The sequence below is a fragment of the Weissella sp. LMG 11983 genome (assembly GCF_025908495.1).
Taxonomy (GTDB): domain Bacteria; phylum Bacillota; class Bacilli; order Lactobacillales; family Lactobacillaceae; genus Weissella; species Weissella fermenti.
The window spans coordinates 1,623,402-1,649,354 of sequence record NZ_JAOZFD010000001.1 but is presented as its reverse complement, the minus strand read 5'-3'; the positions used below and the strand labels follow the sequence as shown (position 1 = coordinate 1,649,354).

Genomic DNA, 25,953 nt, shown 5'->3' with positions numbered 1-25,953 from the left:
GAATTACTAAGTTATGCTTTTGGTTTAAATAGATCATGAAATGGTGACTCACCATTATTTGCGACTTGTGTTAAAAACATTTTGACCGCTTGTTGCGTGGTCAAACCTTCTTGACGAAAAACTTCGTCGGCGCCATTACGGATTTCTTCTTCAACTCGAATTTGTATCAGCTTTTCCATAATCGATATCCCCTTTTATCGAATATTAACAACATACTTATTATAGTACATCATATGTTCGTTGCGTAATATTATGTTCTGAAGATGCAAAAAACGCCGGTCCGAAGACCGACGTTTTCCGCTTGGCAATGCTAGAATTGACGTGCTCTAGCTCACGTGATGGTTACCCATCAGTCAACGTACACCAACGAGCGAACTCGAAGTTAGTCATGTGCAGAGAAGCGAGTTCCACAACTCCCTATCTCACCCTCCAGCAATGCGGCTGTTAATGAGGGCCGTTTATCAAAGATCTAACGTGATCTTCTCGACTCATCGCATAACAAGTATTATACATGGCTATCATTTGGGAAGCAAGTTAAGAGCTTGTTTTTTCACCGTTGACATAATTTAGTAACATTCAAAACAAAAACGTCATAAACTGCGGTTCGACGCTCATTATTTTCTCGATTAATCGTCTAACAGAAACCGCTTACATTCTTGTATCATTGGGTATATAATAATTTATATCAAAAGGACACATACAAATGTTGTCTAAATCGATTAAAAAAGGATGGTAAATCGCCATGGCTGCAGAAAGCATTAACTACAAGAACATTTTGGCCCCTGTCGACGGATCAAAGATTTCAGAGAAGTTGGTTGAAAAGGCCGCTGCCGTTGCCGTACGTAACGAGACTTCATTGGACTTGTTGTACGTAATCGACACAAACTCATTGTCTGGTTTGGCTGGTATGTCAATTTCTGGTGACGTTGTCTACCAATTGGTGCAAGATGCCGAAGAGAAGTTGGCTAAGTACCAAGAGCTTGCTCAAAACGAAGGTGCTAAGGATGTTAACATCCACGTCCGTTTCGGTTCACCTAAGACGGTTATCGCGCGCGATTTCCCTGCTGATCACGGTAACGAATTGATTATGCTTGGTAAGTCAGGTTTGAACACTTTGGAGCGTTTGTTGGTTGGTTCAGTTGCCTCATTCGTTGTTCAAAACGCTAAGACTGACGTTTTGATCATTCAATAATTCGATATTGCCACCAACCAAACTCGCAGGTTGGTGGCTTTCATTTTTAATACACAAAACCATCTAGTCGTATTCGATATATGGTGGTATTATAATGCTTATCAACGTTTTATTAAAATGTTATTAGAAAAGAGTAATTTTTATCATTCTAATTTATTATTCGATAAAGTCGAGGAACTCGCTATGAAGATTATTGGTAACACGTTGGAGACGATTTACAAGTTTCGTCACGAGAACGTTAGTCAACGTTTCGTTTCAGACCCATTCCTAGCTGCGAAGGCCGCCCTAGGTGCCAACCGTAACATCAAGTTGCAGTTGTTGTACCTAGATACAAATGAGACCTTCTATCTAGTTGAGAACACATCATCAATTGCGCGCAGTTTGCAATACAATGATGGTGCCATTGTTGTCAGTGAGTGGTCTACTGTTGACTTCATTGCTTTGATGCAAAGTTATGACAAGCCTGGATTTGATAACTACTTCCAATTGCTTGTTAACAACACTGCGCAAGCACATGAAGTACAAGAGGAAGAAGAAACAGCGCACTAACAAAAAGCACACGCTCATTCGGGCGTGTGCTTTTCTTTTTGGGTTTACTTGCTTGAAGCATCCTTAACCACTTCGACTGACGTTACCGTCACTGTCTCAGTTGGCTTATCGCTGTCATCAGTAGAAACTGACGCAATCTTATCGACAACGTCCATGCCTGAAATAACTTGACCAAAGACCGTGTATGAACCATCCAAAGTTGGATTTCCACCCTTCTTGTATGCTTCATAAATCTTTTCTGGGTAACGCTTAGCGCTAATCTTATTGGTTACATCATCTGAATTTTGGTTAATAAAGAATTGTGAACCATTTGTGTCAGGCCCTGCGTTAGCCATTGAAAGCGCCCCACGAATGTTGTACAAAGACGGGCTGATTTCGTTTTCGAAACCATTTCCGCTATCAATCTTAGAATCCTTACCATTCCAGATTGACTCACCACCAGTACCATCACCCTTAGGATCACCACCTTGAATCATGAAGTCCTTAATAACACGGTGGAATGTCGTGTTGTTGTAGTAACCATCCTTGGCGTGCGTCACAAAGTTCTCAACTGCCAATGGTGCGTACTTGTTGAACAACTTCATCGTGATGTCACCCATTGAGGTGTGCATCACGACTTCACTTTCGTTCTTAGCAACCTTGTCTGACAATTGTGGTAACGTCAACTTATCCAACTTTGCCTTGGGCAACGTTGAAGATGACGATGCATTTGACGAAGAGCTTGTTTGCGCATCCCCTGACTTAGCGGACATCGTTGCAAATACCATTGCCCCCGCGACGACCACCACCGCAATGACAGCAATCAACACTTCTGGTCGAAACTTTTTCATTAGACTAACTTCTCCCCTGATTTATAAATCAACTTAACTGTTCCATTATACGTGTCTTTCCTTAGAATAACTGTAAATATTTTGTGACTGCATACAAAAAGGCTGGCGCACTACTGCACCAGCCTGTACCGCTTAACGATTCGTCATCTTGAATTCCAAGAAGTAATCGTTGTATTGACCAACCCAGTATGGGCCAAGGTCTTGGTAAACTTCCAAATGTGATAGCGTCTTCGCATCTGGATACCATTGCTTATCGTTACGAAGTGACTTTGGCAACAAAGCCTTTGCCTTCTTGTTAGGCGTTGCATAACCAACATATTCAGCATTCTTTGCTGCATTTTCTGGCTTGCTCATGAAGTTAATGAACGCATAAGCTGCTTTCTTATTCTTCACTGTCTTAGGCATAACGATATTATCAAACCACATGTTTCCACCATCAGATGGCACCACATAGTGCAAGTGACTGTTTTCAGAAATCATTTCCGCCGCATCACCTGAGTAATCAACTGCCAAGGCAGCCTCATCTTGAGCCATGTACATCTTGATTTCGTCGGCAACAATCGCCTTTACGTTTGGCATCAATGTTTCAAGCTTTCCCTTAGCTGCAGCCAATTCTGGGATGCTCTTTGTGTTAACTGAATTACCACTTGAAGCCAACGTCATCCCCATGATGTCACGAGAAGAATCAATCAACATGATTGAGTTCTTAAAACGTGGGTTCCATAGGTCATTCCAGGTCTTAATTTCACCTGGCTTTACGTACTTGTCGTTGTAAACAATTCCCAATGTTCCCCAGAAGTAAGGTACCGAGTACTTGTTACCACGATCAAATGGTTGATTCATAAAGCGCGCGTCATAGTTGTTCAAACCAGTCAATTTGCTGTGATCAAGCTTGACCAACATATTGGCCTTCTTCATCTTCTGAATCATGTAATCTGACGGAACCGCCAAATCATAATGCGTTCCACCTTGCTGAATCTTCGTAAACATCGCTTCGTTTGAGTCAAATGTCTCATAGTCCACTTTGTAACCAGTTTCGTTTTGGAACTTCTTAATCAACGTTGGGTCGATGTAATCTCCCCAGTTATAAATCGTTAGGGTCTTATTAGCGCCTGACTTCAAGCCAGACTCGGCCGACTTTTGCAATGCTAGGTTGATACCAAATAACAAAGCGACTGCGGCCAGAATAATCCCGGTTAACCATGCTAATCTCTTCATTATTGATGTACCACCATTCCCGATGCACCGCCACGCTTCTTCTTACTTGACTTCATACTGTAGTTAGAAATGAAGTAGTAAATCGTGACCAAAAGCAAAGACAACAAGAACATCAAGGCTGACAAGGCATTAATTGACAAGTCAATTCCTTGACGTGCACGTGAGTAAATTTCAACTGACAACGTTGAAAAACCATTTCCAGTAACGAAGAACGTTACCGCGAAATCATCAAGTGAGTACGTGATGGCCATGAAGAACCCAGCCAAAATACCAGGCCAAGCATATGGCAAGACAACACGTGACAACACTTGATAGTTAGACGCACCCAAGTCGCGAGCAGCGTCAATCAACGCTGGGTTCATTTCGTTCAAACGTGGCAAGACCATCAACACAACAATCGGAATCGAGAATGCGATGTGTGACAACACAACTGACCCAAATCCGAGGCTCATGCCAATCATCGTGAAGAAAATCAAGAAGCTGGCACCAATGATAACGTCAGGTGAAACCATCAACACGTTATTCAATGATAGCAATAAGTTCTTTGTGCCACGGTGCTTCATGTTGTAAACACCTAAGGCACCAAACGTCCCAATTAGCGTTGCAATCACAGATGAAAGCAATGCCACGATGAACGTGTTCACCAAGATTTCCATCAAGCGAGTATCAGCGAACATGTCGCCATAGTGACGCAATGAGAAACCTTCAAAGCCACTCATGTAATCACCCTTGTTGAATGAATAGAAAATCAAATAGAAGATTGGTGCATACATCAAGATGAAGACAAACACCAAGTAAATGTATGACCACTTTTTTGGCTTATTATCCACGACGGCCTCCCTTCTTCTTACGATCACGCGTAAAGAACATCGTTGCAGCCATGGCGATAATTAAAATCACACCAATCGTTGAACCCATTCCCCAGTTTTGTGTCACCAAGAAGTGCTCTTCAATGGCAGTACCAAGCGTAATAACGCGGTTTCCACCAATCAAACGGGTAATCATGAATAGTGATAGCGTTGGAATGAAGACGGCTTGAATACCGGCCTTTACACCACCCATTGACATTGGAATAATGACCTTCGTCAACGTTTGCCATGGTGTCGCACCCAAATCACGTGCCGCGTTAATCAAACTACGATCCAACTCAACCAATGAGTTGAAAATTGGCATAATCATGAATGGAATTTCAATGTACGCCGCAACAATCATAAATGAGGCATCCGTAAACATGATTTGGTGTGGGCCGATACCAATAAAGCTTAGGAAGTTATTAACCGTTCCTGTCTTAGAAAATAGCCCAATAAATGCATATGCCTTAAGCAATAGGTTGACCCATGTAGGCAAAATTACAAGCAACAGCCACAATTGTGCGTTCTTCAAACGACTCATAATGTAAGCCATTGGGTATGAAATTAACAAGGTAATCGCCGTCACAACGAAGGCAAAGAATACCGAGTTGAACGTCATGCGAAGATACGTTCCTGAACTAAAGTAGGTCGCATAATTGTCGAACGTGAAGTGTCCATAAATGTTTCCAAATGATTGGATAACCAATAGGACAACTGGCGCAATGACAAAGAGAACGAGCCACAAGTAGTATGGAACCGTGTAGCTAATCGTTCCCTTATTCTTCATTTGCAGCCCCTTCTTCCTCTTCAGCGTCCTCGTATTGTTCCAAACGGGCATCGAAGTCTTCTTCAGATTCGTTCAAACGCATAATGTGAATATCTTCTGGGTCGAAGTACAAACCACGTCGTTCACCAATAACAGCTGGGTTTGTTGCTTGAATTTGCCATTCGTTTTGATCATCGTCGAAAGCTGTAATTTCGTAGTAGTCACCACGGAATGATTGGTCGTCAATCGTTACGACCAACTTACCTTCTTCTTCAGACACCAAGTCCAAATCTTCTGGACGCAAGACCACTTCGACTTGTTCGTTAGGACGCATACCACCGTCGACGTTTTCAAATTCCTTACCGGCAAATGAAACCAAGTAGTCTTCACGCATCACACCAGGCACGATGTTTGATTCACCAATAAAGTCCGCAACGAAGTGGTTAATTGGTTCATCGTAGATATCTACCGGCGTACCGTTTTGAACGATTTCTCCCTCATTCGTAACGAAAATCCAGTCAGACATCGCCAATGCTTCTTCTTGATCGTGGGTAACGAAGATAAACGTAATGCCCAAACGCTTTTGGATTTCACGCAATTCGTATTGCATATCCTTACGCAACTTGTAGTCCAATGCTGACAATGGCTCGTCTAGCAACAAGACTTCTGGGTCATTAGCCAACGCGCGCGCAATCGCAACACGTTGTTGTTGACCACCAGAAAGCTCTGAAATTTCACGGTCCTCGTAGCCACCCAACTTGACCATTTCAAGCATTTCAGCGACCTTCGCCTTAATTTCATTCTTTGGTTTTCCCTTAATAGACATTCCAAAGGCGACGTTCTCAAATACGTTCATATTTGGGAACAATGCGTAGTTCTGGAAAACCGTGTTTACACGGCGCTTTTCAGCTGGAACATCGTTAATACGTTCCCCTTCAAACAGGATGTCACCTGATGAGGCCTCCAAGAAGCCGGCAATCAAACGCAAAATCGTTGTCTTACCTGATCCTGAAGGGCCCAACAAGGTATAGAACTTCCCTGCTTCGATTTCTAAATCGACAGACTTCAATACGACTGTATCATCGTATTGCTTAGCCACATGCTTAAATTCAATAATGGGTTGTGCCAATTACTGAGTACCACCTTTCTTTACATAAGCTTAATTTTACCAAAAATAAGTAACTTTGTATCAATTTTCCATTCCGTTTAACCGTTCTGTAAACCCCCTGAATTAAAAAACACCAGCACAGTGCCGGTGTTTTTTTGGTTAATAATCGGAGTCAGAACCCATCTGTTGGAAAGCATATTGCATAATCACCGCAGTGATAATGTTAGTGAATTCTTTCTGGGTCTTAATTTCTTCAGAGGTTGGCATTTTGACCGTTTGATCATCCTTACGTGTCGTGGTCAATTGCGTGTTAAACGCGGCCTTTTTACCTTCAACTACCGCTTCCGATGCTACTTTGACTTGATGACCCTTATCAGCCATAGTGACCGTCAACTTAGGATTTTCCATGTCATCAATCGATGCCGTGATGTCTTCCCAAGTATCCGCTTTAACATTCATCGTCTGGGCAGTTTCCGTTTTCTTTAGCGCTCCCACAAAGCTCTTATAGTCAGCTTTGTTCAAAGTCACCTGATACCCACCATCCACCTTCTTGAACTTTTTACCATCCAAGTCCGTGAACCACTTAGTCATCGTCTGGGCATCCTTTTTGACGTCTTCAGGATTAATCTTACTATATGACTTGTTGTCCGTTTCTAGCCAGGTGTTCTCAAGCACCTTGGCCAAATCAGGAATGTCAGATGCCCCATCCATCTTCATGATATCGCCTAAGAACCCTGCCGAAACGTATGTGTGCTTGGCATTCTTCTTTAAATCATACGTCGCAGTCTGCCCATCTGAAGTCACATCTGCAGTTAATGCAATGTTGCTTGCTTTCTTAGCATCTTGCAAAACTTTACCAGAGACCCGCATGTCAGATTTATCAGCTGAATTAAGGCTGAACTTATAAACGTTATCGTCTGACTTAAACATGCTCATCATGTGCGATGCAAATTGTGATTTCGCAGTATGAGTCACACCATAACCAATTCCGCCGGCCACGGCGGCAACAGCAATGACACTTCCAACTACAATTTTCTTATTCATAGACTATGCCCCCTCATTCTTATGCTCATAGTTTACCAGCACAAAACAAAAAAGGATGAAGATAACTCTTGCGAATTATCTTCATCCTTAATTTTCATCTTAATATTGTAAGCAGTCGCTTGTAATTAAAAATTACTCTGCGTCTGAACCCTTACCGTACTTTGAGATGATGTCGTCTTGCACGTTCTTAGGAACAGCTTCGTAGTGATCGAATGCCATTTGGAACGTTCCACGTCCTTGCGTAGCTGAACGCAAAGTCGTTGCATATCCGAACATTTCTGATAGAGGAACCTTAGCGTGGATCATCATTGAGTTACCACGTTGCTCTTGTCCTTCCAACAAACCACGACGGGCTGAAACGTGACCCATTGCATCTCCCAAGTTATCCTCAGGAACAACGATGTCAACCTTCATGATTGGCTCCAAGATAACGGCACCAGCAGTCTTTGCAGCTTCCTTCAAAGCCAATGATGCAGCAATCTTAAAGGCAGCTTCTGATGAGTCGACATCGTGGTATGAACCATCGTACAACTTAGCCTTCAAGTCAACCAATGGGAATCCAGCCAAAGGACCATTGTTCAATGAGTCCTTCAAACCAGCTTCAACTGAAGGGATGTATTCACGAGGAACCACACCACCAACGATGGCATCTTCGAACTCGAATCCAGCACCTTCTTCGTTTGGTGAGAATTCAATCCAAACGTCACCGTATTGTCCCTTACCACCTGATTGGCGCTTAAAGTAACCACGGGCTTGAACAGTTTGCGTAAATGCTTCACGGTAAGCAACTTGTGGCGCACCAACAGTAGCTTCAACGTTAAATTCACGACGCAAACGGTCAACGATGATGTCCAAGTGCAACTCACCCATTCCTGAGATCAACGTGTCACCAGTTTCTGGGTTCGTCTCAGCACGGAATGATGGGTCTTCTTCAGCCAACTTTTGCAAAGCAGTCGACATCTTGTCTTGGTCAGCCTTCGTCTTTGGCTCGATAGCCAATTGGATAACTGGGTCAGGGAACTCCATTGACTCCAAGATCAATGGGTGATCCGTAGCAGTCAATGAGTCACCAGTAGTCGTATCCTTCAAACCGATCAAAGCAGCGATATCACCTGAGAACACTTCTTCGATTTCAGTACGGTTCGTAGCGTGCATTTGTAGCAAACGACCAACACGCTCACGCTTTCCCTTAGACGTGTTCAAAACGTATGAACCTGACTCCAAAGTACCAGTGTAAACACGAACGAAAGTCAAACGACCAACGAATGGGTCCGTCATAACCTTAAATGCCAAAGCCGCAAATGGCTTGTCATCGTCGGCAATCAAGTCAACTTCTTCGTCAGTATCTGGGTCCGTAGCAACATAAGGCTTAACATCCAATGGTGATGGCAAGTAGTCAACAACCGCGTCAAGCATCATTTGCACACCCTTATCCTTGTAGGCAGAACCTGCAAGAACTGGGTAGAATTGCAATGAAATCGTTGCACGACGGATAGCAGCCTTCAATTCAGCTTCAGAAATCTCTTCTCCGCCCAAGTACTTGTCCATGATGTCGTCATCAACATCAGCGATGGCTTCAACCAATTCGTTGTACTTCTCTTCTGCCAATTCAGCGTAGTCGGCAGGGATTTCGCGCTTCTCCCACTTCTCACCCAAATCGTCGATTGGGTACAAAGCAACCTTTTCGATCAAGTCGATGATGGCCTCAAAGTCATCTTCGGCACCGATTGGCCATTGAACAGCCTTTGCGTTAGCGTCCAAACGTGACTTCAATGAGTCAACTGACATTTGGAAGTCAGCACCCATCTTGTCCATCTTGTTAACAAAGACGATACGAGGTACTTCGTACGTCTCGGCTTGACGCCAAACAGTTTCAGTTTGTGGCTCAACACCGGCAGCACCGTCAAGAACGGCTACGGCTCCGTCAAGAACACGCAATGAACGCTCAACTTCGATAGTGAAGTCCACGTGTCCTGGAGTGTCGATGATGTTAACACGGAATGGTTCCTTGTCATATTGGTCGTGGAATCCACGCCAAACGGCAGTCGTGGCAGCAGATTGGATCGTGATTCCACGTTCCTTTTCTTGGTCCATGAAGTCCATTTGTGAAGCTCCGTCGTGAGTCTCACCAATCTTGTGGATCTTACCAGTGTAGTACAAAATACGCTCAGTCGTCGTCGTCTTACCGGCGTCGATGTGCGCCATGATACCAATGTTACGAGTACGTAGCAATGGGTATTCACGCTTGTTAGCCATGAGTATTTCTCCTTGAAATTCTATTACATCCAACACAATGTTAATGCGTTAGTTCTATTATACCGTAAATTCGCAAAAAATGGCTATAGTCTTCACAGACTGTAGCCATCAATTGGTTATTACCAACGGTAGTGTGCGAAGGCACGGTTGGCTTCAGCCATCTTGTGCGTGTCTTCACGCTTCTTAACAGATGCACCAGTGTTGTTGGCAGCATCCATGATTTCCTTAGCCAAACGCTCATCCATCGTGTGCTCACCGCGAGCGCGTGAGTATTGCACCAACCAGCGCAATCCCAACGTTACACGACGTTCTGGACGAACTTCGACAGGAACTTGGTAGTTAGATCCACCGATACGGCGAGCCTTAACTTCCAATACAGGCATGATGTTGTTCAAAGCTTCTTCGAACACAGCCAATGGCTCTTGACCAGTAGCTTCCTTGATACGATCAAAAGCTTCGTACAAGATAGTTGAAGCAGTTCCGCGCTTTCCATCAAGCATCAAGCGGTTGATCAAACGTGAAACAAGCTTTGAGTTGTAAATTGGATCAGGCAGAACTTCAGCCTGCTTAGTGTAACCCTTACGTGGCATTATTAATGTCCTCCCTTAATTACTTCTTCTTAGGACGCTTTGCGCCGTACTTTGAACGTGATTGCATACGACCGTCAACACCGGCAGTATCCAAAGCACCACGGATGATGTGGTAACGAACTCCAGGCAAGTCCTTTACACGTCCACCACGGATCAAAACAACTGAGTGTTCTTGCAAGTTGTGGCCGATTCCAGGAATGTATGCCGTAACTTCGATCAAGTTTGAAAGACGCACACGGGCGTACTTACGCAAAGCTGAGTTAGGCTTCTTAGGAGTCATCGTTCCGACACGAGTTGCAACACCGCGCTTTTGTGGTGAAGAAACGTTAGTCGTCTTCTTTGATTGTGAGTTGTAACCGAAGTTCAAAGCTGGTGACTTTGACTTCGTGCTCTTTGACTTACGAGGCTTACGAACCAATTGGTTAATAGTAGGCATGTCTAAGAGTCCCCTTTCAATTTTCTATATAGTGTGTAGTCCACATTTCCAGGCGTGTCATTTAATAACAAGTCTAAAAATGTAGCTGAATGGTACTTCTCGTTCACGAGTTCAGCACGTCGCGTAACACGCAAACACCCTGCTCACTAAAAGCACAAGTAATAATATAACACTGCATTGTGGATTATGCAACCCTTTTTACCAATTAAAAATGCCTATATATAGGCATTCAGTTTGCAAACAATTCCGGGCGTGTCATTTTTGGAAAATCCACTGTTTTCGCACTCTTTCTTACTATAAAACAATGGAGGTTTTCTGATGTCTATATTCGACCTGCCCTTTATTATCGCATTTTGTTCACTAACTGTTCAAGATTTAAAGCAACATCTAATTGATTCTCGCTTATTAGTTCCCGCCTTCATATTGGGTGTTACACATCATGACTCACATTCAATCGTTGCATTCTCTATCTACATTTGCGCCCTAATAATAAATCACCATTACCATGAAAAATTCATTGGCAATGGTGATTTAGATGTTATTTTTGTGGGCGCACTGTATCTATCACCCGATCAGTTACCTTTGTGGTTAACACTTAGTTGTGGCTTTCAGTTACCTTTCAGCCTTCGTTGCTCACCCAAACCAGTGCCTTTTCTCCCGGCTTTAACGGTTGGTTTTCTAAGCCTAGAAGTAATCAGCCAATACGGGGCTTTGCTGCGCTAACAGAGCATCCACCGGCTCAAAATCTTCCGGTGCATTAGTCTGTAAGTCACCCGTTAACAAGAGACTAGACAAGCGCTTATAGCCCAGCAACCATTGCGTAAATGCGTGAATGCTACCAGACAATTGCGGTGCTTCAGTTTGAACAACCCGTTCCAAAGTACCTCCACGCAGTTCAAAACGACCACCATTCCATGGTGCGGTCTCATCTTGAACGTCGAACGCAACCGTCTCCGGCACGTCCAGCTGCATCACTTTAAATAAAGCCACTAAATTCACGATACGAGCTTGCATATACGGCTTAATAACCGCTTCATATTTTGGCTCTAGCATCATTTGAACAACTGGCACTGCCGTTATATCTGCCGTGGGCGCCTCGTACGTAAATATGTCGAATGCTCCAGCGTGGCTACCAATGAAACGAGTCAGTCCTTGTAACGCTTCTGTGTTTAGCGTCACCCATTCACGAATCATAAATATCATATCGTGGAACTCATACATAACATAACCTTGGGCAACGCCTTCCGCATCCCGGTATACTGCAAACTTGGTGTCAGGTGTTTTCGTATTGAAATAATAACGCCACCACCAATCCTCACGGTCAACCGCTCCATGTTCGAAAACATTAGCTTCACGATACACAAGCTTCATTGACTCGATTGATCGGTCGAATGGCAGGCGTTCAACTGTTCCTGATGTGCGCTTACCTTGTGGAAAATCAGCAGCTTGCCACTTAATATCAGCATGATCAAATACTTGTGCATACCCGAAACGACCATAAAATCCGTAAGAAAAAGGCGCCAAGTAGCTAATAACTTCACCTGCATCATAAGCATCTTGTAATGACTGCATCATCAAGCGGGAAGCAGCCCCATTACCACGATACTCCGGATAACTCGCCACATTGCCGATACCATTGCTTGCAATGAGTTGATGACCCATTCGGGTGTTAAACGGGATACGCGTCACCTGACTAGTCAGTTGATTGTTATCATCAAACTCACCGTAAACTGTTGTTTGTTTAAAAAATTCGGCTAAGGCATCACGTCCCCCACGTGGCTCCTTATGAAATGCATATCGATAAAGCTCATAAACAGCATCAAAATACGCTGCTTCTAGAATCACTGGTTGTCCCATAAAGTATTCCCCCTATACATATTCGCCATTATCGTATCATATTCACGCGTTCAAATCTTGATTCATCCATGCAAACGAAAAAACGCACCTCGAACCCTAAAGTTCAAAGTGCGTTTTACTAAGCATTAAACCAATGCCAACAACTCAGCCTTCTTTGCAGAAGCTGGGAAGTCGATACCGTTAGCTGACAAGTAAGCCTTGATTTCAGCAACAGTGTTCTTGTCTGAAGGCTTTTCTGATGAAACAACCTTCTTAGCAGCCTTAGGAGCAGCGGCGTTAATCTTAACACCCTTTTCTGAAGTAGCTGCTGAAGCTTCGCGAACAACTTGACCGTTGTCTGCCAAAGCCTTCTTAGCTGCATCTGCCAAAGCTGAGAAAGCTTCGAAGTCAGAAACAGCCAAGTCTGCCAACATCTTACGGTTCAAAGTTGAACCCATCAATGACAAACCGTTCATGAAACGTGAGTATGACAAACCGTTCATACGTGCTGCAGCGTTAATACGTGCAATCCACAACTTACGGAAGTTGCGCTTCGTTTGCTTACGGTCACGGAATGCATAGAACCATGACTTCCAAACTTGTTGCTTAGCAACCTTGTAGTTGATGTGACGTTGACCACGGTAACCCTTGGCCAACTTGATCATCTTCTTGCGACGTGCGCGCGTAACAGTACCACCCTTAACTCGCATGGGTATTTCCTCCAGTAATTTCTATAAATTTCTAATTCAGAACCGATAAATAATTTAAAGTTAAAACTTCAAATTAACGGCTCAACATGTGAACGTAAGTCTTCAACGTCGTGTTGTTCATCATTGAAGTTCCACGTAGTTGACGGCGTTGCTTCTTAGTCTTACCGTGGAAACGGTGTGACGTAAAGGCGTTACCTGACTTCAAACCACCGTTAGCAGTCTTCTTGAAACGCTTTGCTGAAGCGCGGTGTGTCTTAAACTTAGGCATTGATATGTCCTCCAAACTTGGTTTAATTACTTAGTTTCCTTGGGTGCAAGCACCATAAACATGCTGCGCCCTTCCATCTTTGCTCTAGATTCAACTTTTGCAATCTCCTCTAGATCAGTTGCAAATCGGTCCATCACTTCACGCCCGATTTCCTTGTGCGTGATAGCACGACCACGGAAACGGATTGAAACCTTGACCTTGTTACCCTTCTCCAAGAACTTAACAGCGTTCTTCTTCTTGGTGTTAAAGTCGTTGTCATCAATCGTTGGGCTCAAGCGAACTTCCTTGATGCTGACGATTTTTTGGTTCTTACGTTGTTCGCGTTGCTTCTTTTGACTATCGAAACGGAACTTTCCGTAATCCATAATCTTAGCAACTGGTGGCTTGGCATTAGCTTGAACCAATACCAAATCCAACTCTTGCTCGTCGGCGATTGCTTGTGCTTCCGCCTTAGGCATAATTCCTTGGTCACCGTCGTCGGTGATCAAGCGAACTTCACGAGCTCGAATGCGATCATTAATTAAATCTTGTTGTTGTTGTGGTTGGCGCGCGTTTGCTATGGTCCTTACCTCCGAAAAAACTTGAAATAAAGTAAAAGCGGATTATCGCGACACACGATAACCCGCCATTCATCATCAATCAATAATGAGTGATTTACCCGATGAGGTAGACTCATCAAGGTGAACAACGGGGTCGCTGTTACTTTATTTCTCTAACAGTTAAATAGTATATAGCCTTATTCTCCAAGAGTCAAGGCTTTGTTCAAAATTCCGTTAATAAACTTTCGTGATGAATCATCCGTAAAGTCGTGAGCCAATTGTAGGGCTTCGTTAACGGCAATCTTGGCTGGCGTTTCAGTGTACTTTACTTCATACAATGCCAAACGCATCAATACGATGTCGGCCAAGTTTAGACGATCAAGCGTCCAACCATCAGCCAAGTGTTCTGAAATCGTCAAGTCGAACTCGTCTTGGTGGTCAATGATGCCATTAACCATATCCAACAAGTCCGTTGGTAGTTCATCTTCCCAAGTAATTTCTGGATCACCATCAAGTACTTGTTGGACAACTGCCTCGACTTCCGCATCAGGATTCATTGCCAATCCGAATACAGATTGAAATGTGGCTTGTCGCAATTGGTGTCGGTTCAATGTTGCCATTATGCTTCAGTTCCTTCCGTCTCGTTGTCATCACCAAACAAGTTGTTTGGATCAACAGTCAACGTTGGCTTCGTTGAAACAACACCTTGGATGTGCACGTTTACCTTTGTCACTTGCAATTCAGTCATTGCAGCAACTTGTGTCGTAACACGTTCTTGGATTGCGTGGGCAACCTTAGGTACGCTAACACCATAGTTCAAGTAAACGTAAACGTCTACTTCCAATCCATCTTCGCCTTGCTTCAATTCAACACCCTTACCGTGAACACGGCGACCGAATGCTTCTTGAGCACGCTCTGAGAATGAACCACGCAAGCGAGCAACACCCTCAACTTCTTGTGCTGCAAGCCCAGCGATGATTTCAAGAACGCGAACGTTAACACGTGTCTCGCCTGAAATATCGCTTGGGTGCGTCAATACAATGGTTTCTTCTGCCATGGAACTTTCCTCCTTCAAAATGAAAGCGCCGGCCGGCTGCCGGTCGGCGCTTTCAACAGTATATTTATTATACCTGATTTTACTTGTAAAAACTAGGCACGTGACGTGTATGATCCACCGTTGTCAGTGTTAACAACCAACTTGTCACCTTCGTTGATGAAGTCAGGAACAGTGATAACCAATCCAGTTTCCATCGTTGCAGGCTTACCACCACCGTTAGCAGTAGCACCCTTGATACCTGGTTGCGTTTCCTTAACAGTCAACTCAACAGTCTTTGGCAATTCAACGTCCAAGATTTCACCCTCGTAAGTAGTGATCTTAACGTTCATGTTTTCCAACAAGAACTTCAAAGCGTCTTGGATCTTGTCATCAGGAATTGAAACTTGTTCGTAAGTTTCGTTATCCATGAAGACGTGTTGGTCACCTTCAGCATACAAGTATTGCATTTCAGTCGTCTCGATGTTTGCAGTTTCAAACTTGTCACCAGGACGGAAAGTGATTTCGTTAACAGCACCCGTACGCAAGTTCTTCAACTTTGAACGCACAAAGGCTGCTCCCTTACCAGGCTTAACGTGTTGGAACTCCAACACACGCCAGATTGATTGGTTGTACTCGATCGTCAAACCAGTCTTCAAGTCATTCATACCAATAGTTGCCATGATTGAATTCTCCTAGATTTATGTCTTTCTGAATTATATTAGCAGAGTTTTTGTCTAAAAACTAGTATTGCGTGCTTTTTTGTTCGGAAAAATGTTGGTTTGTGGTGTGTGTCCGCCCTTACGGTCGGAGTGCTTGGCCCCTTCTTTAGGCACGCTAACACGTCCAGACCATGACCTGCAGGGAGCGCGAACCACAGCAAGCTGCGTTTCCCTTTACCTCCCGTGGCTCTAAGCGGGAAACCCGCTAAGAACCCACACCTGCGGGTCAAGGTCAGCACGTGTCTATACGCGTGGCGGGGCCAAGCACAGCAGCCGAGCAATTCTCTGATGGTTTGATTTTCATACATCATGATACTTTTGAGTGAACTATTCACCTATTTATTTTGCGGTGGATGACCATCTCAGACAGACTAGTGCATCTGGGCTGCTGGCGCGGGATTTGGTTGGGGTGGTGGTGCGGAGCTCCTGCGATATTAGCCGGTGACCAAGCAAGGACAGGAGCACCAATTATCACTTAGCAGCAGTGGATTTCAAGCCGAAAGGCGCGGAAATACGCTGAGGCTTAGGGAGAATGGGACTCCGTTGCCACCAGCTTATATTGTAGGACGGAGCGCCACCACCCCAACCAAATCCCGCGCCTCGACGCAACGCGTCGACACCCACCACCAACTAAAAAACGAAGAACCACCAAAGCAGTTCTCCGTCATTAACTTCTATATCTTACAAACGAGCCTTCAATTCAGCCGTCAACTCTTCGTATCCTGGCTTGCCCAACAAACCAAACATGTTGCGCTTGTAGGCCTCAACACCTGGTTGGTCGAATGGGTTGATACCGTTCAAGTAACCAGCAATCGCAACCGCTACCTCAAAGAAGTAGATAGCTTGTCCCAACGCGAATTCGTTTTGCTTGTCCAACTCAACAATCATGTTAGGTACACCACCGTCAACGTGGGCCAACAACGTTCCTTCTGAAGCCGTACGGTTAACGTAGCTCATCTTCTCACCTTGCAAGTAACCCAAACCGTCATCAGCGTCCATTTCTGGAATCACAACGTCCGTTACTGGCTCAGTCACGCGGAACAACGTCTCAAACAAGTTGCGACGTCCGTCTTGGATGTATTGTCCGAAACTGTGCAAGTCCGTTGAGAAGTTTCCGGTAGCTGGGAAGATACCCTTGCCGTCCTTACCTTCTGACTCACCTTGCAATTGCTTCCACCATTCACCAAATTGTACCAACGTTGGATCGTAGTTAATCAACAATTCTGTCGTATAACCCTTACGGTACAAGATGTTACGGTAAGCTGCATACTGGTAAGCTGGGTTCTTTGCCAAATCGGCATCTGCGTACTCGGCCTCACCAGCTGCTGCTCCAGCCATCAATTGCTCAATGTCGCCACCAGCAGTTGCAATTGGCAACAAACCAACGGCCGTCAAAACTGAGAATCGTCCACCAACACCATCCGGCACAACGAATTCTTCGTAGCCTTCTGTGTCAGCCAATGTCTTCAAAGCACCACGCTTTGCGTCAGTCGTTGCATAGATGCGCTCACGAGCGCCTTCAACACCATACTTTTCTTCCAACATTTGCTTGAACACACGGAATGCAATCGCAGGCTCAGTCGTCGTTCCTGACTTTGAAATCACGTTAACTGAGAAGTCGCGGTCGCCAATTACCTTAATCAAGCTATTCAAGTAAGCTGGTGCAATTGAGTTTCCAGCAAACAAAACTTGTGGGAAGTCACGTTGCTCATCAGGCAAGTAGTTGTTGAAGTACTCGTTCAAGAAATCAATTGCCGCACGAGCACCCAAGTATGAGCCCCCGATTCCAATAACAACCAAAACCTTTGAGTCTGATTGGATTTTCTTTGCTGCTGCTTGAATACGCGCAAATTCATCCTTGTCGTATTCAGTTGGCAAGTGAAGCCAGTCAGTGTAGGCTGATCCAGCCCCAGTTCCCTTACGTAGCATTTCATCCGCAACCGTAACCATTGGTTGCATCATGGCCAACTCTTGTTCCCCAACGAATTGGGCTAGCTTTGATGTATCAAACTTCAATGTCGTCATTGTAAATTACCTCATTCCCCATTAATAACTTTTGGTATAGACCAATTATACCACTTCCGAAAAAATCTTGAAAGCGGTTTCGGCAATTGTTGCCTGTTTGTTTTTGAACGATTCCCCAAATAATCGTTAGACGTAAAAAAATAACGAGCACCCGTCAAACGAATGCCCGTTATTTGGATTACAAATTCTTAAATGCGTATGTCGTTGTGTATGAACGCTTCTCGCCAGCTGGCAAGACAATGTCACCAAACTCTGGGTGGTGAATAGCGTCTGACAACGTTTGCGCTTCCAAAGCAACTGCATTGTATGGGTTAGCTTCGAACCAATCCAAATCACCTTCGTGGTCAGCCACGGCTGGGTTCGTGATGAAGAAGATAACCGCATTACGGTCAGTCGTCATTTCGATTGAACGACCTGACTTCTCGTCCGTCACGATTGCTGATGGCGTTCCTGCTGGGTAAACCAACTCGAAGGCGTCGTCAAACTTGGCATCGTATGCACCGTTCATTTCAGCAATCTTATCACCAATCTTGGCTGGTGTTTGGAAGTCGAATGGCGTACCAGCCGTCTCCAACAACTTACCCGTAGGAATTTGATCCTCACGGAATTCCAAGTGACGTGGTGACTTCAATTGCAACGTCAACTCACGTGCATCTGTATCAATCCCGGCTGGGTTGAAGTATGCGTGGCTCGTTGGGTTGTACAACGTGTCTTCGTCAGACTCGGCTGAAAAGTCCAAACGTACTTCATCGTTGTCTGTGAACGTGTACGTCAATGATGTTGGCATTGTGCCTGGGAAGTTGTCATCAGCTTCCGTCATCGTTGTCGTGAACGTTACTGAACCAGCGGCCTCATCAACTGTGAAGTCCCAGTTACGCGTAGCAAAGTTGTCTTCCCCACCGTGCAAGGCGTTCTTACCTTCGTTAGCTTTCAAGTTAACCGTCTTACCGTTCAACTCAAATGAAGCACCATCAATACGACCAGCCACACGGCCGATTGCGTTACCCAAGAAGTAAGCGTGGTCCCAGTATCCTTGTGCATCCTTGTATGCCAATACTAGTTCGTCACCAGCCTTTGTTTGCAAGAATTGCCATGAGGCCCCCCAAGAAACCAAACCAAGCTTGTGGCCGTTAGCGTTCTCAATAACCACTTGCTTTACAACTTCACCATTAGGCATTGTGCCCAAATCATTTACTGTAATTGTCATTTTACTGTTGTCCTTTTCATGATGTCGGCTCACAGTCTCAAAAACTTATCTCGTGAATATTTTAGCATACTGAACACCGACATTCCGATTAATTTTCTAATTCAAGGTCTATACCAACTGGCATTAATCCTCATGATTAACGCGCATCAACAAGTGATACAACGCACCAAACAAATTGGCATCATTACCAAATCGTGCTGGTAAAATTTCTGGCGTCGTGAAACCATCACGAACTTGTGGACGTCGCGCGACCAATTCTTCGTATGATTCACGAATAGTTTGGACCACAATTGGTTGCGCTGTAATACCGCCACCAATCACGAAACGCTCTAAGTCCACGACTGCTTGAATGTTAAGCAACATCAACGCAATGTCATCTGTATAACGTTTAAAGACATCCCACGCTGGACCGTCGTGCTTGTTAATCAACTCGAATACTGCACGACCATCCTTCTTGTCTGGCAAATTATAGATTGTTGCGATTGTTGAAACCATTTGAACCGCAGATCCAACAACACCGTATGAATCAGTGTCAAAACGGGCTTCCCCACGATGCATAAAGCTTAGTTCACCAGCTTGGAAATGCGTACCAGTGTGCAAACGACCGTTCAAAATCAAGCCACCGCCAACACCAGTCCCCAAAACAACCGCTGCCCCGTTATCAATACCATTCAAGTTACCTAACCAAAGCTCAGCAAGCGCAGCCGCCTTACCATCGTTTTCAACCGCTACTGGCATATCAAGATTAAGTTCATCAACCAAGTTCACCTTATCTAAGAATGGCAAGGCACCACCAGCATAAATCGTCTCATCTGTATGCTCCACCTTACCTGGCGCGCTGATCGCAACCCCCTTAATACGGTAACGGTACAAATCAACAATTGAGTGAACCGCGGCGACAAACTCAGCCAAACTTTCATTTGGTGTTGCCACATCGTCTTTTTCAATCAAATTTCCTGCGTGATCTAGTACGGCATACTTGATGCGCGTACCCCCAATATCAATTGCCAAATAATCATTAGCTTCCATGTTTTATTCCCCCGAATACATGTTTGCTCTAAGCATACCTGCTAGATATGGTAGAAACCGGACAAAATTGCGAAAAAAGAACCCGTCGAACGCTATGTCCGACGGGTTCTGTTACGCTTAATTTCTTATTACAAAGTCTTCAACTTGGCAATCATGATTGCACCGATGACAACCAAGATAGCTCCGATAACAACGAAGACCATTTGACGCTTTGACTTCTTCTCACCCAATAGGTAGATGGCACCGAACGTACCAACGATGATACCCGTTTGTGACAAAGTTGAAGCCGTTGCTTGACCGATGTTAGGGTTAGCCGTTGAGATAAACATGAAGACGTTACCCAAAGCCCAAACCAAACCAGTCACAATGTTCATCCAAGTTCCCTTTTGGAACATCGTCTTACCTTCCTTCATAAAGAAGATAACAATGATGAAGGCACCCAAGACTTGACCAATCGATTGAGGTCCAACGATGGCCGTCATGTAGTCCAAACCGTCGTGACGGTTGTGAACGGCGTTTGAGATGTAACCAATCTTGTTCAACAAGTTAGGGAACACGAAGTACATCATGTAACCAATCGTTGAAATCAAAACAGCAACCAAACCACCCTTAAAGTCGTGTTGTGGGTTAACTTCGGCTGGTGCCTTTGAATCTGGCAAAGCAGTGAAGATGGCACCAATCACAACAGCGGCGATGGCCAACAAACCAAACGTCCACATGCGACCAGTCGTCCACTCACCCAAGACAGCCGCAGCCATCAAAGCGTTTGAAACAATTTGTCCAGCCGTTGAAAGTGGGTTACCAACTGACACACCCAACTTCTTGAAACCAACGAATTGACCGGCCGTACCAACTGCCCAGAACAAACCTGAAACAAATCCGACAATCCAGATACGTGGGTTAAAGGCAAATTCCATACCAGCTTGTGGGACAACAAACAATCCCAACGTCAACATTCCAAAGACGAAGGCACCAAACGTCATTCCCAAAGTTCCTTGTGCGGCAGTACCACCCATCTTAGTCGTAACAAGTCCCGTTGACCCCCAGGCCAACGCAGGAATAAGTGCAATCAAAATAGACATAGCAAAATTTCCTTCACAATCTTAAATATTTTTAGCTTATTTATCAACGAGATTTAGAATAACATAATGAAAACGTTTACACAATACTTTTTACTAACTTTTTTGAAACGCTTTCAAAAAATGTAACCGCTACCATCTAAACTATAGCTAGATTCCAGTCTCCGAGAGACTTCACAGCTATCTCGCTATCAACCTAACAAATTATAAGACAATCGTTTTGAAGTACAACAAAAAAGTCCCCGTTACCGGAGACTTTTAGACTTAATCATGAAGATTAGTCGGTTTTCTTTTGCTCATCTGGAATGATGACGTGGAATGATGTGCCAACACCTGGTTGTGATTCAACCGAAATTTGACCATCGTGCACTTCGATCAATTGACGAATAATCGCCATTCCCAAACCTGACTCACCCTTCTTCGTACGTGAAGGATCAGCCTTGTAGTAACGCTCCCAAATCTTGTTGACTTGTTCCTCAGTCATTCCGATACCCGTATCAGAAATCTTGAAGTGCGCTTCACCGGCTTCACGCCAAGCATCAATTGTAATCAAACCATTCTCAGTAAACTGGATGGCATTGTTTACAATATTAAAGATGATTTGAATAAAGCGGTCTTGATCAGCGAATACTGGCACTGCTGTCTTAGCGTGCAACTTAATTTCATCCCCGGCCAAATCAGACTTACCAGACAACTGGTCAATCAAGTTTGAAATGACAGGCACTGAATCAAATTCCTTCTTCTTCAAGACAACCTTGTTCTGACGCAAACGCTCATAGTCCAAGTTATCCTTAACCAAACGCGTCAAACGGTCAGCTTCGGCCTTAATCAAGTCATATGAATGCATCTTCTCATCTTCAGGAATAACCCCATACTGCAATCCTTCGACGATACCTGAAATGGTCGTCAACGGCGTACGCATCTCGTGAGATGCGTTGGCCATGAATTCCTTACGGCGTTCTTCTTGCTCTTCAATTTCCCGCTCTTGTTCAGCCAATGACTTGGTCATGACGTTAACGTCTTCGGCCAAGGCGCCGATTTCATCGTGACGATGCATGTTAACGGCAGCCGTATAATCACCACCCGCGACACGACGCGTTACCAATTGAATCAAACGAAGACGGTTAACAATCAATTGCGACAAAATGAAACTCAACATAACTGCGACGACAACTGATACCAAGAAGGCAATCAGCAAGTTCTTGCGCAGCATGTCCATATTGTCTGCCACAGTCGAGACATTCGCACGGGTAACCACCACCGCAATCAGCTTATTCTGATTATCGAAGAACGGCTTCATCACATCCATCGTATTCGCAGCTGAGTTATCAGCCGGGTTAGCTTGTTTGGCCCCACGCTTTTGAATGATTTTGTGTTGCTTCAATTGTGCCCACTCTGCGTCGGTAACGTTAGCGGTCTCCTTGGCTTGCGTCTCGGGATAGACCAACTTACGGTCATCGTTGTAAAGCGTAAAACTAATATTTTGTTGTTCTAGCAATGACGCATCTGTTTCCAGCCCCTTCGTATCAAAGTAAGCAAAGGAACCGTCGTCAGCTTTGAAGCGCATTGCCTCTTCAGCCACGGCAACCGCATAACGATTTAATTGATGATAGGTATTATCCTCAATCATCTTCGTCGTAAACTGCGTAAACAAAATGCCGACAATTACCAGAGTAGCCATGATGACCGTAAAGAAGGCCAACATTTGCTGGTACATCATTTTCATGTTGTTTTACCAAAAAACCACGCCGGGATGACGTGGTGATCTTTCGTTAATCTCTCTTTTATTCTCTTCAAACTAGCTTAGGCCTTAGCAGAAGCTTCTGCCTCTTCATCAGCCGCAACGTTTAAATCGTCGAACTTGTATCCAACACCCCAAACGGTTTGGATAACTTGAGGACCAACCTTTTCGATCTTTTGACGCAACTTCTTAACGTGCGCATCAACCGTACGCTCATCACCGAAGTACTCGTAGTCCCATACCAATTGCAACAATTGCTCACGTGAGAATACTTGACGTTGCTTCTTAGCCAAGACACGCAACAAGTCGAATTCCTTTGGCGTCAAATCTTGAATCAAGTGACCGTTCAAGTAAGCTTCACGCGTGTTTGAGTTCAACTTGAACGTACGTGTTTGTACGTCAAAGTCTTCGTGAACAGCTGGTTCTGAAGACGTTGGTTGACCTGCCGTCTCTGAACGACGGTGCAAAGCCTTGATACGCGCAATCAAAGTGATTGGGCTGAATGGCTTCGTTACGTAGTCGTCAGCTCCCATTTCCAAACCAAGCACTTGGTCTGATTCTGAGTCACGCGCCGTCAACATAATGATTGGCACATACTTTGACACTTCACGAATATTAACTGCAACTTGCATACCGTCCAAACCAGGCAAGTTCAAATCCAAGATAACCATGTCCCATGACTCTGGATCTTCATTGAACATTGTCACAGCATCGTTACCATCGTATGCGTAGTGAACGTCCCAGTTTTCCTTCTTAAAGAACATGCCCATCATTTCTGAAACGGACGTGTTATCCTCGACCATCAAAAGTTTCATATTCTTATTCCCCGTCTTAATAGTTTTTACAAAATCAATTCTTTATTTGTACACCTAACACAATAACAAAAGAAAAGCGATTATTGGGCGTTTTTCACAGAACGTCTACAAAATCTGGCGACTATTCTAAAAAACTTCACATCTTTTAAACCACTTCTGCGCGGATAGCTATTTTTTCATCACAGCCGTCCACAATCCTTTATACCGTATATTATACAACGTAAATACGGAATGCTTCACTCTTACTTAAAAAAAGCGGTGCAAATACGGTACGCTCCGATGTTTCGGATATACAATTCACATTAACTGAAGAAAGGGCGTGTTTTCTATGATGAACACGCCCTTTCAATGAATGTTGTTATTTAACTATGATAATTGTGCCTGAGATGTTTCTGCTATCAATTTTTGAACACGGCGCATTGCTTGCCGGTCATGGCCAACATGATTATCCAATGTTTGCTGTAATTCGTTCGCAAACGCCACAATTGCCAAGTGATTTGCGGCGCGCGTGACAGCTGAATAAATCAAATTCGTCGTAATGAATTTTGAAATCATCGGCAAGACAACAATCACATTGTCGAGCGTAAAGCCTTGAATTTTATGAATCGTCGTCGCGTACCCGAGGTCTAAGTTTTCACGGACACTGACTAACTTAGGCCCATACGAGAATGGATTAAACCCGGTCTGACTGGTTTCATTTAAATCCACCAAAATCGGATCAGCCGTATCAACAGTCTGGACCAACACCATGTCATAATCCGGCATCACATCAACCACCGTAATCCGGTCACCACCACGCATGCGTACTTTTTCATGTGCGCCACTCGCTTGGTTCGTGACATAAACCGTTTGCATCACTTGCACACGGTCACCTGGGTACAATGTCAAATCATCGCGTACCCACAACCCAACTTCCGTACGTAATACAGGCGTCTCCACCAAAGCATTTTGCACCGCCGCATTAATCAAACGACGTAGCTCATTTGTCGGCACCAGGACAACCGTTTCGTTTTCCGGTTCGGCAATCAACGCCCGTTTTACCGTCTCAACCACCTGCAGCAACGCTGTTTCGCTCATTGGTGCAAACGTATAAGGTCGCGTCAAAAAGACATCTGGCAATACCTCAGCAGGCATCAACTCATCCGGTGCAACAATCGTACTTGAATCACCATCCAGAATGGCATTGGCGACCGTTGCAATAATCGGCGAATTGGCACGCTTGATTTGTTGTAGGACGGGTGTGCGGTTAGCCATTCCAGCCAGCACTAGCGCATTCAGCATCGGTACCGGATCATTTTCGACAGATGGCAACTGATTCGGGTCACCCACCAATAAAATTTGTGAACCAGTTGCTAGGCCGTACAAAATCGCATCAATCAGCGCTCGAACATTCGATGCAAAGGCTTCATCCACAATCATTAAATCGTACGTTGGATAACGAGCCGCCCGTTCCGGGTCATCGAAAAAATGCCCCAAGCGCGCAATTTCCGTCATTGCCTCATGATTGCGGTATGTAAAACTGGTGGCCGTCGCAATTGTCACGTGATCAACCGGCTTCAACAGATATTCCGGTTCATGTTCGTCCAGCAGATCACCAATCGCGTGCTCAACTAGCCCACGCGCATTCGTCGCAGCCGCGTGGGTTGGTGTAATCAGGATGGTATTCACATCCCCTTGTTGCGCCAAACGAATCAAACGGGCCATCATGTACGACTTACCTGCCCCAGCGCGACCAGTCACAATTTGAATCGGTGTCGGGGTATCCGCAATATTCTGCCAAACGTCATGTTGTCCTGCCGTCAACGTTTCATCAGCCAGCATTCCTGCAATCAATTGTTGCATCACTGCAGGAACATCATGCGGTTGTTGCAACATTTCAAGTAACGCTAACAGCCATTGATCATAATCTTGTTGATTTTGTAACTCAGGTGGCAACTTCTCGAATATCTCGTGGGCGAACGCCTTCATCTCTGATTCTGGGGTGTGCGCCATCAAATTCGCAAAACTATTTTTCTCATAAATTTGTTCCGGTAACTTATGTCGCCAGAAATACATTTCCGTTTGTTCTTCTGGAAAACGTGCCATGACCCACACCCCTTTCGTCTTCAT

Annotated in this window: 27 protein-coding genes and 1 pseudogene; 3 read left to right on the top strand and 25 right to left on the bottom strand. The window is 44.6% G+C overall.

Annotated features, from left to right (window positions below; translation table 11 throughout):
* Window positions 1-11: 11 nt before the first annotated feature.
* Complete coding sequence (locus OIT45_RS08275) at window positions 12-179, bottom strand: type II toxin-antitoxin system RelB/DinJ family antitoxin (protein WP_003608085.1); 168 nt, start codon at window positions 177-179, stop codon at window positions 12-14.
* Window positions 180-742: 563 nt separating this feature from the next.
* On the opposite strand from OIT45_RS08275, the gene OIT45_RS08270 reads away from it, so the two are divergent.
* Window positions 743-1,192 carry a universal stress protein gene (locus OIT45_RS08270; protein ID WP_003608086.1) on the top strand — a complete coding sequence of 150 codons (450 nt, stop codon included), beginning with the start codon at window positions 743-745 and terminating at the stop codon, window positions 1,190-1,192.
* Window positions 1,193-1,375: 183 nt separating this feature from the next.
* Window positions 1,376-1,741, top strand: coding sequence for a hypothetical protein (locus OIT45_RS08265; protein ID WP_264339988.1), 366 nt, complete (start codon window positions 1,376-1,378; stop codon window positions 1,739-1,741).
* A 44-nt stretch (window positions 1,742-1,785) separates the two neighbouring features.
* Here OIT45_RS08265 and OIT45_RS08260 read toward each other — a convergent pair whose 3' ends face one another.
* The 9 genes from OIT45_RS08260 to rpsL all read right to left on the bottom strand — a co-directional run bounded on the left by OIT45_RS08260 (window position 1,786) and on the right by rpsL (window position 10,840).
* Entirely contained in the window at window positions 1,786-2,571 is a 786-nt protein-coding gene (locus tag OIT45_RS08260) for a peptidylprolyl isomerase (RefSeq protein WP_199404314.1), read from the bottom strand.
* A gap of 132 nt (window positions 2,572-2,703) precedes the next feature.
* Window positions 2,704-3,789 carry an ABC transporter substrate-binding protein gene (locus OIT45_RS08255; RefSeq protein WP_199404315.1) on the bottom strand — a complete coding sequence of 362 codons (1,086 nt, stop codon included), beginning with the start codon at window positions 3,787-3,789 and terminating at the stop codon, window positions 2,704-2,706.
* Window positions 3,789-4,562 (bottom strand): ABC transporter permease, encoded by a 774-nt coding sequence (locus OIT45_RS08250; protein ID WP_199404345.1) that lies wholly within the window; start codon window positions 4,560-4,562, stop codon window positions 3,789-3,791. The genes OIT45_RS08255 and OIT45_RS08250 overlap by 1 nt, the downstream gene beginning before the upstream one ends.
* A gap of 49 nt (window positions 4,563-4,611) precedes the next feature.
* Window positions 4,612-5,427 (bottom strand): ABC transporter permease, encoded by an 816-nt coding sequence (locus tag OIT45_RS08245; RefSeq protein ID WP_039968165.1) that lies wholly within the window; start codon window positions 5,425-5,427, stop codon window positions 4,612-4,614.
* The gene (locus tag OIT45_RS08240; protein ID WP_199404316.1) at window positions 5,417-6,535 is read right to left on the bottom strand and encodes an ABC transporter ATP-binding protein; all 1,119 of its coding nucleotides are present in this window, start codon (window positions 6,533-6,535) and stop codon (window positions 5,417-5,419) included. Before OIT45_RS08240 ends, OIT45_RS08245 begins: the two co-directional genes overlap by 11 nt.
* Window positions 6,536-6,673: 138 nt before the next feature.
* Complete coding sequence (locus OIT45_RS08235; protein WP_199404317.1) at window positions 6,674-7,558, bottom strand: hypothetical protein; 885 nt, start codon at window positions 7,556-7,558, stop codon at window positions 6,674-6,676.
* 132 nt (window positions 7,559-7,690) lie between these two features.
* Complete coding sequence (gene fusA, locus OIT45_RS08230) at window positions 7,691-9,814, bottom strand: elongation factor G (RefSeq protein WP_199404318.1); 2,124 nt, start codon at window positions 9,812-9,814, stop codon at window positions 7,691-7,693.
* A 119-nt stretch (window positions 9,815-9,933) separates the two neighbouring features.
* Window positions 9,934-10,404, bottom strand: a complete 471-nt coding sequence (rpsG, locus tag OIT45_RS08225) for a 30S ribosomal protein S7 (protein ID WP_003608096.1) — start codon at window positions 10,402-10,404, stop codon at window positions 9,934-9,936.
* A 19-nt stretch (window positions 10,405-10,423) separates the two neighbouring features.
* Window positions 10,424-10,840 (bottom strand): 30S ribosomal protein S12, encoded by a 417-nt coding sequence (gene rpsL, locus OIT45_RS08220; RefSeq protein WP_003608097.1) that lies wholly within the window; start codon window positions 10,838-10,840, stop codon window positions 10,424-10,426.
* A gap of 318 nt (window positions 10,841-11,158) precedes the next feature.
* Here rpsL and OIT45_RS08215 point away from each other — a divergent pair, with 318 nt between their 5' ends.
* Entirely contained in the window at window positions 11,159-11,563 is a 405-nt protein-coding gene (locus OIT45_RS08215; protein ID WP_199404319.1) for a prepilin peptidase, read from the top strand.
* Here OIT45_RS08215 and eis read toward each other — a convergent pair.
* The 15 genes and pseudogenes from eis to OIT45_RS08140 form a co-directional block, all read right to left on the bottom strand.
* Window positions 11,525-12,697, bottom strand: a complete 1,173-nt coding sequence (gene eis, locus OIT45_RS08210) for an enhanced intracellular survival protein Eis (protein WP_199404320.1) — start codon at window positions 12,695-12,697, stop codon at window positions 11,525-11,527. The genes OIT45_RS08215 and eis overlap by 39 nt on opposite strands.
* Before the next feature lie 125 nt (window positions 12,698-12,822).
* Complete coding sequence (locus tag OIT45_RS08205) at window positions 12,823-12,900, bottom strand: HeH/LEM domain-containing protein (protein ID WP_223822995.1); 78 nt, start codon at window positions 12,898-12,900, stop codon at window positions 12,823-12,825.
* Window positions 12,901-12,972: 72 nt separating this feature from the next.
* A pseudogene (gene rplT / locus OIT45_RS08200) lies at window positions 12,973-13,386 on the bottom strand (50S ribosomal protein L20); the annotation flags it as partial.
* A gap of 73 nt (window positions 13,387-13,459) precedes the next feature.
* Window positions 13,460-13,654, bottom strand: coding sequence for a 50S ribosomal protein L35 (gene rpmI / locus OIT45_RS08195; protein ID WP_003608101.1), 195 nt, complete (start codon window positions 13,652-13,654; stop codon window positions 13,460-13,462).
* A gap of 26 nt (window positions 13,655-13,680) precedes the next feature.
* Entirely contained in the window at window positions 13,681-14,214 is a 534-nt protein-coding gene (gene infC / locus OIT45_RS08190) for a translation initiation factor IF-3 (RefSeq protein ID WP_050809214.1), read from the bottom strand.
* Window positions 14,215-14,390: 176 nt separating this feature from the next.
* The gene (gene nusB, locus OIT45_RS08185; RefSeq protein ID WP_199404321.1) at window positions 14,391-14,813 is read right to left on the bottom strand and encodes a transcription antitermination factor NusB; all 423 of its coding nucleotides are present in this window, start codon (window positions 14,811-14,813) and stop codon (window positions 14,391-14,393) included.
* Window positions 14,813-15,250 carry an Asp23/Gls24 family envelope stress response protein gene (locus OIT45_RS08180; protein ID WP_135520297.1) on the bottom strand — a complete coding sequence of 146 codons (438 nt, stop codon included), beginning with the start codon at window positions 15,248-15,250 and terminating at the stop codon, window positions 14,813-14,815. Before OIT45_RS08180 ends, nusB begins: the two co-directional genes overlap by 1 nt.
* A gap of 92 nt (window positions 15,251-15,342) precedes the next feature.
* Window positions 15,343-15,909: an elongation factor P gene (gene efp / locus OIT45_RS08175; protein WP_003608107.1), complete on the bottom strand. Its 567-nt coding sequence runs from the start codon at window positions 15,907-15,909 to the stop codon at window positions 15,343-15,345.
* A 720-nt stretch (window positions 15,910-16,629) separates the two neighbouring features.
* Window positions 16,630-17,973 carry a glucose-6-phosphate isomerase gene (locus OIT45_RS08170; RefSeq protein WP_199404322.1) on the bottom strand — a complete coding sequence of 448 codons (1,344 nt, stop codon included), beginning with the start codon at window positions 17,971-17,973 and terminating at the stop codon, window positions 16,630-16,632.
* Window positions 17,974-18,151: 178 nt separating this feature from the next.
* Window positions 18,152-19,180 carry an aldose epimerase family protein gene (locus OIT45_RS08165; protein WP_199404323.1) on the bottom strand — a complete coding sequence of 343 codons (1,029 nt, stop codon included), beginning with the start codon at window positions 19,178-19,180 and terminating at the stop codon, window positions 18,152-18,154.
* A gap of 123 nt (window positions 19,181-19,303) precedes the next feature.
* The gene (locus tag OIT45_RS08160) at window positions 19,304-20,209 is read right to left on the bottom strand and encodes an ROK family protein (RefSeq protein WP_135798285.1); all 906 of its coding nucleotides are present in this window, start codon (window positions 20,207-20,209) and stop codon (window positions 19,304-19,306) included.
* 128 nt (window positions 20,210-20,337) lie between these two features.
* Window positions 20,338-21,291: a GRP family sugar transporter gene (locus tag OIT45_RS08155; protein ID WP_003608112.1), complete on the bottom strand. Its 954-nt coding sequence runs from the start codon at window positions 21,289-21,291 to the stop codon at window positions 20,338-20,340.
* A 274-nt stretch (window positions 21,292-21,565) separates the two neighbouring features.
* Window positions 21,566-23,014 (bottom strand): sensor histidine kinase, encoded by a 1,449-nt coding sequence (locus tag OIT45_RS08150; protein ID WP_199404324.1) that lies wholly within the window; start codon window positions 23,012-23,014, stop codon window positions 21,566-21,568.
* Between the two features lie 77 nt (window positions 23,015-23,091).
* Complete coding sequence (locus tag OIT45_RS08145; protein WP_264330089.1) at window positions 23,092-23,844, bottom strand: response regulator transcription factor; 753 nt, start codon at window positions 23,842-23,844, stop codon at window positions 23,092-23,094.
* A gap of 366 nt (window positions 23,845-24,210) precedes the next feature.
* On the bottom strand, window positions 24,211-25,929 hold the full coding sequence (locus OIT45_RS08140) for an ATP-dependent DNA helicase (protein WP_199404326.1): 1,719 nt from the start codon (window positions 25,927-25,929) through the stop codon (window positions 24,211-24,213).
* Window positions 25,930-25,953 lie beyond the last annotated feature (24 nt).

Bases quoted from the DNA above. Each gene is read 5' to 3' on its own strand.
- OIT45_RS08275 (WP_003608085.1), bottom strand. From the start codon at position 179: ATGGAAAAGCTGATACAAATTCGAGTTGAAGAAGAAATCCGTAATGGC.
- OIT45_RS08270 (WP_003608086.1), top strand. From the start codon at position 743: ATGGCTGCAGAAAGCATTAACTACAAGAACATTTTGGCCCCTGTCGAC.
- OIT45_RS08265 (WP_264339988.1), top strand. From the start codon at position 1,376: ATGAAGATTATTGGTAACACGTTGGAGACGATTTACAAGTTTCGTCAC.
- OIT45_RS08260 (WP_199404314.1), bottom strand. From the start codon at position 2,571: ATGAAAAAGTTTCGACCAGAAGTGTTGATTGCTGTCATTGCGGTGGTG.
- OIT45_RS08255 (WP_199404315.1), bottom strand. From the start codon at position 3,789: ATGAAGAGATTAGCATGGTTAACCGGGATTATTCTGGCCGCAGTCGCT.
- OIT45_RS08250 (WP_199404345.1), bottom strand. From the start codon at position 4,562: ATGTATGCACCAATCTTCTATTTGATTTTCTATTCATTCAACAAGGGT.
- OIT45_RS08245 (WP_039968165.1), bottom strand. From the start codon at position 5,427: ATGAAGAATAAGGGAACGATTAGCTACACGGTTCCATACTACTTGTGG.
- OIT45_RS08235 (WP_199404317.1), bottom strand. From the start codon at position 7,558: ATGAATAAGAAAATTGTAGTTGGAAGTGTCATTGCTGTTGCCGCCGTG.
- fusA (WP_199404318.1), bottom strand. From the start codon at position 9,814: ATGGCTAACAAGCGTGAATACCCATTGCTACGTACTCGTAACATTGGT.
- rpsG (WP_003608096.1), bottom strand. From the start codon at position 10,404: ATGCCACGTAAGGGTTACACTAAGCAGGCTGAAGTTCTGCCTGATCCA.
- rpsL (WP_003608097.1), bottom strand. From the start codon at position 10,840: ATGCCTACTATTAACCAATTGGTTCGTAAGCCTCGTAAGTCAAAGAGC.
- OIT45_RS08215 (WP_199404319.1), top strand. From the start codon at position 11,159: ATGTCTATATTCGACCTGCCCTTTATTATCGCATTTTGTTCACTAACT.
- eis (WP_199404320.1), bottom strand. From the start codon at position 12,697: ATGGGACAACCAGTGATTCTAGAAGCAGCGTATTTTGATGCTGTTTAT.
- rpmI (WP_003608101.1), bottom strand. From the start codon at position 13,654: ATGCCTAAGTTTAAGACACACCGCGCTTCAGCAAAGCGTTTCAAGAAG.
- nusB (WP_199404321.1), bottom strand. From the start codon at position 14,813: ATGGCAACATTGAACCGACACCAATTGCGACAAGCCACATTTCAATCT.
- OIT45_RS08180 (WP_135520297.1), bottom strand. From the start codon at position 15,250: ATGGCAGAAGAAACCATTGTATTGACGCACCCAAGCGATATTTCAGGC.
- efp (WP_003608107.1), bottom strand. From the start codon at position 15,909: ATGGCAACTATTGGTATGAATGACTTGAAGACTGGTTTGACGATCGAG.
- OIT45_RS08170 (WP_199404322.1), bottom strand. From the start codon at position 17,973: ATGACGACATTGAAGTTTGATACATCAAAGCTAGCCCAATTCGTTGGG.
- OIT45_RS08165 (WP_199404323.1), bottom strand. From the start codon at position 19,180: ATGACAATTACAGTAAATGATTTGGGCACAATGCCTAATGGTGAAGTT.
- OIT45_RS08160 (WP_135798285.1), bottom strand. From the start codon at position 20,209: ATGGAAGCTAATGATTATTTGGCAATTGATATTGGGGGTACGCGCATC.
- OIT45_RS08155 (WP_003608112.1), bottom strand. From the start codon at position 21,291: ATGTCTATTTTGATTGCACTTATTCCTGCGTTGGCCTGGGGGTCAACG.
- OIT45_RS08150 (WP_199404324.1), bottom strand. From the start codon at position 23,014: ATGAAAATGATGTACCAGCAAATGTTGGCCTTCTTTACGGTCATCATG.
- OIT45_RS08145 (WP_264330089.1), bottom strand. From the start codon at position 23,844: ATGAAACTTTTGATGGTCGAGGATAACACGTCCGTTTCAGAAATGATG.
- OIT45_RS08140 (WP_199404326.1), bottom strand. From the start codon at position 25,929: ATGGCACGTTTTCCAGAAGAACAAACGGAAATGTATTTCTGGCGACAT.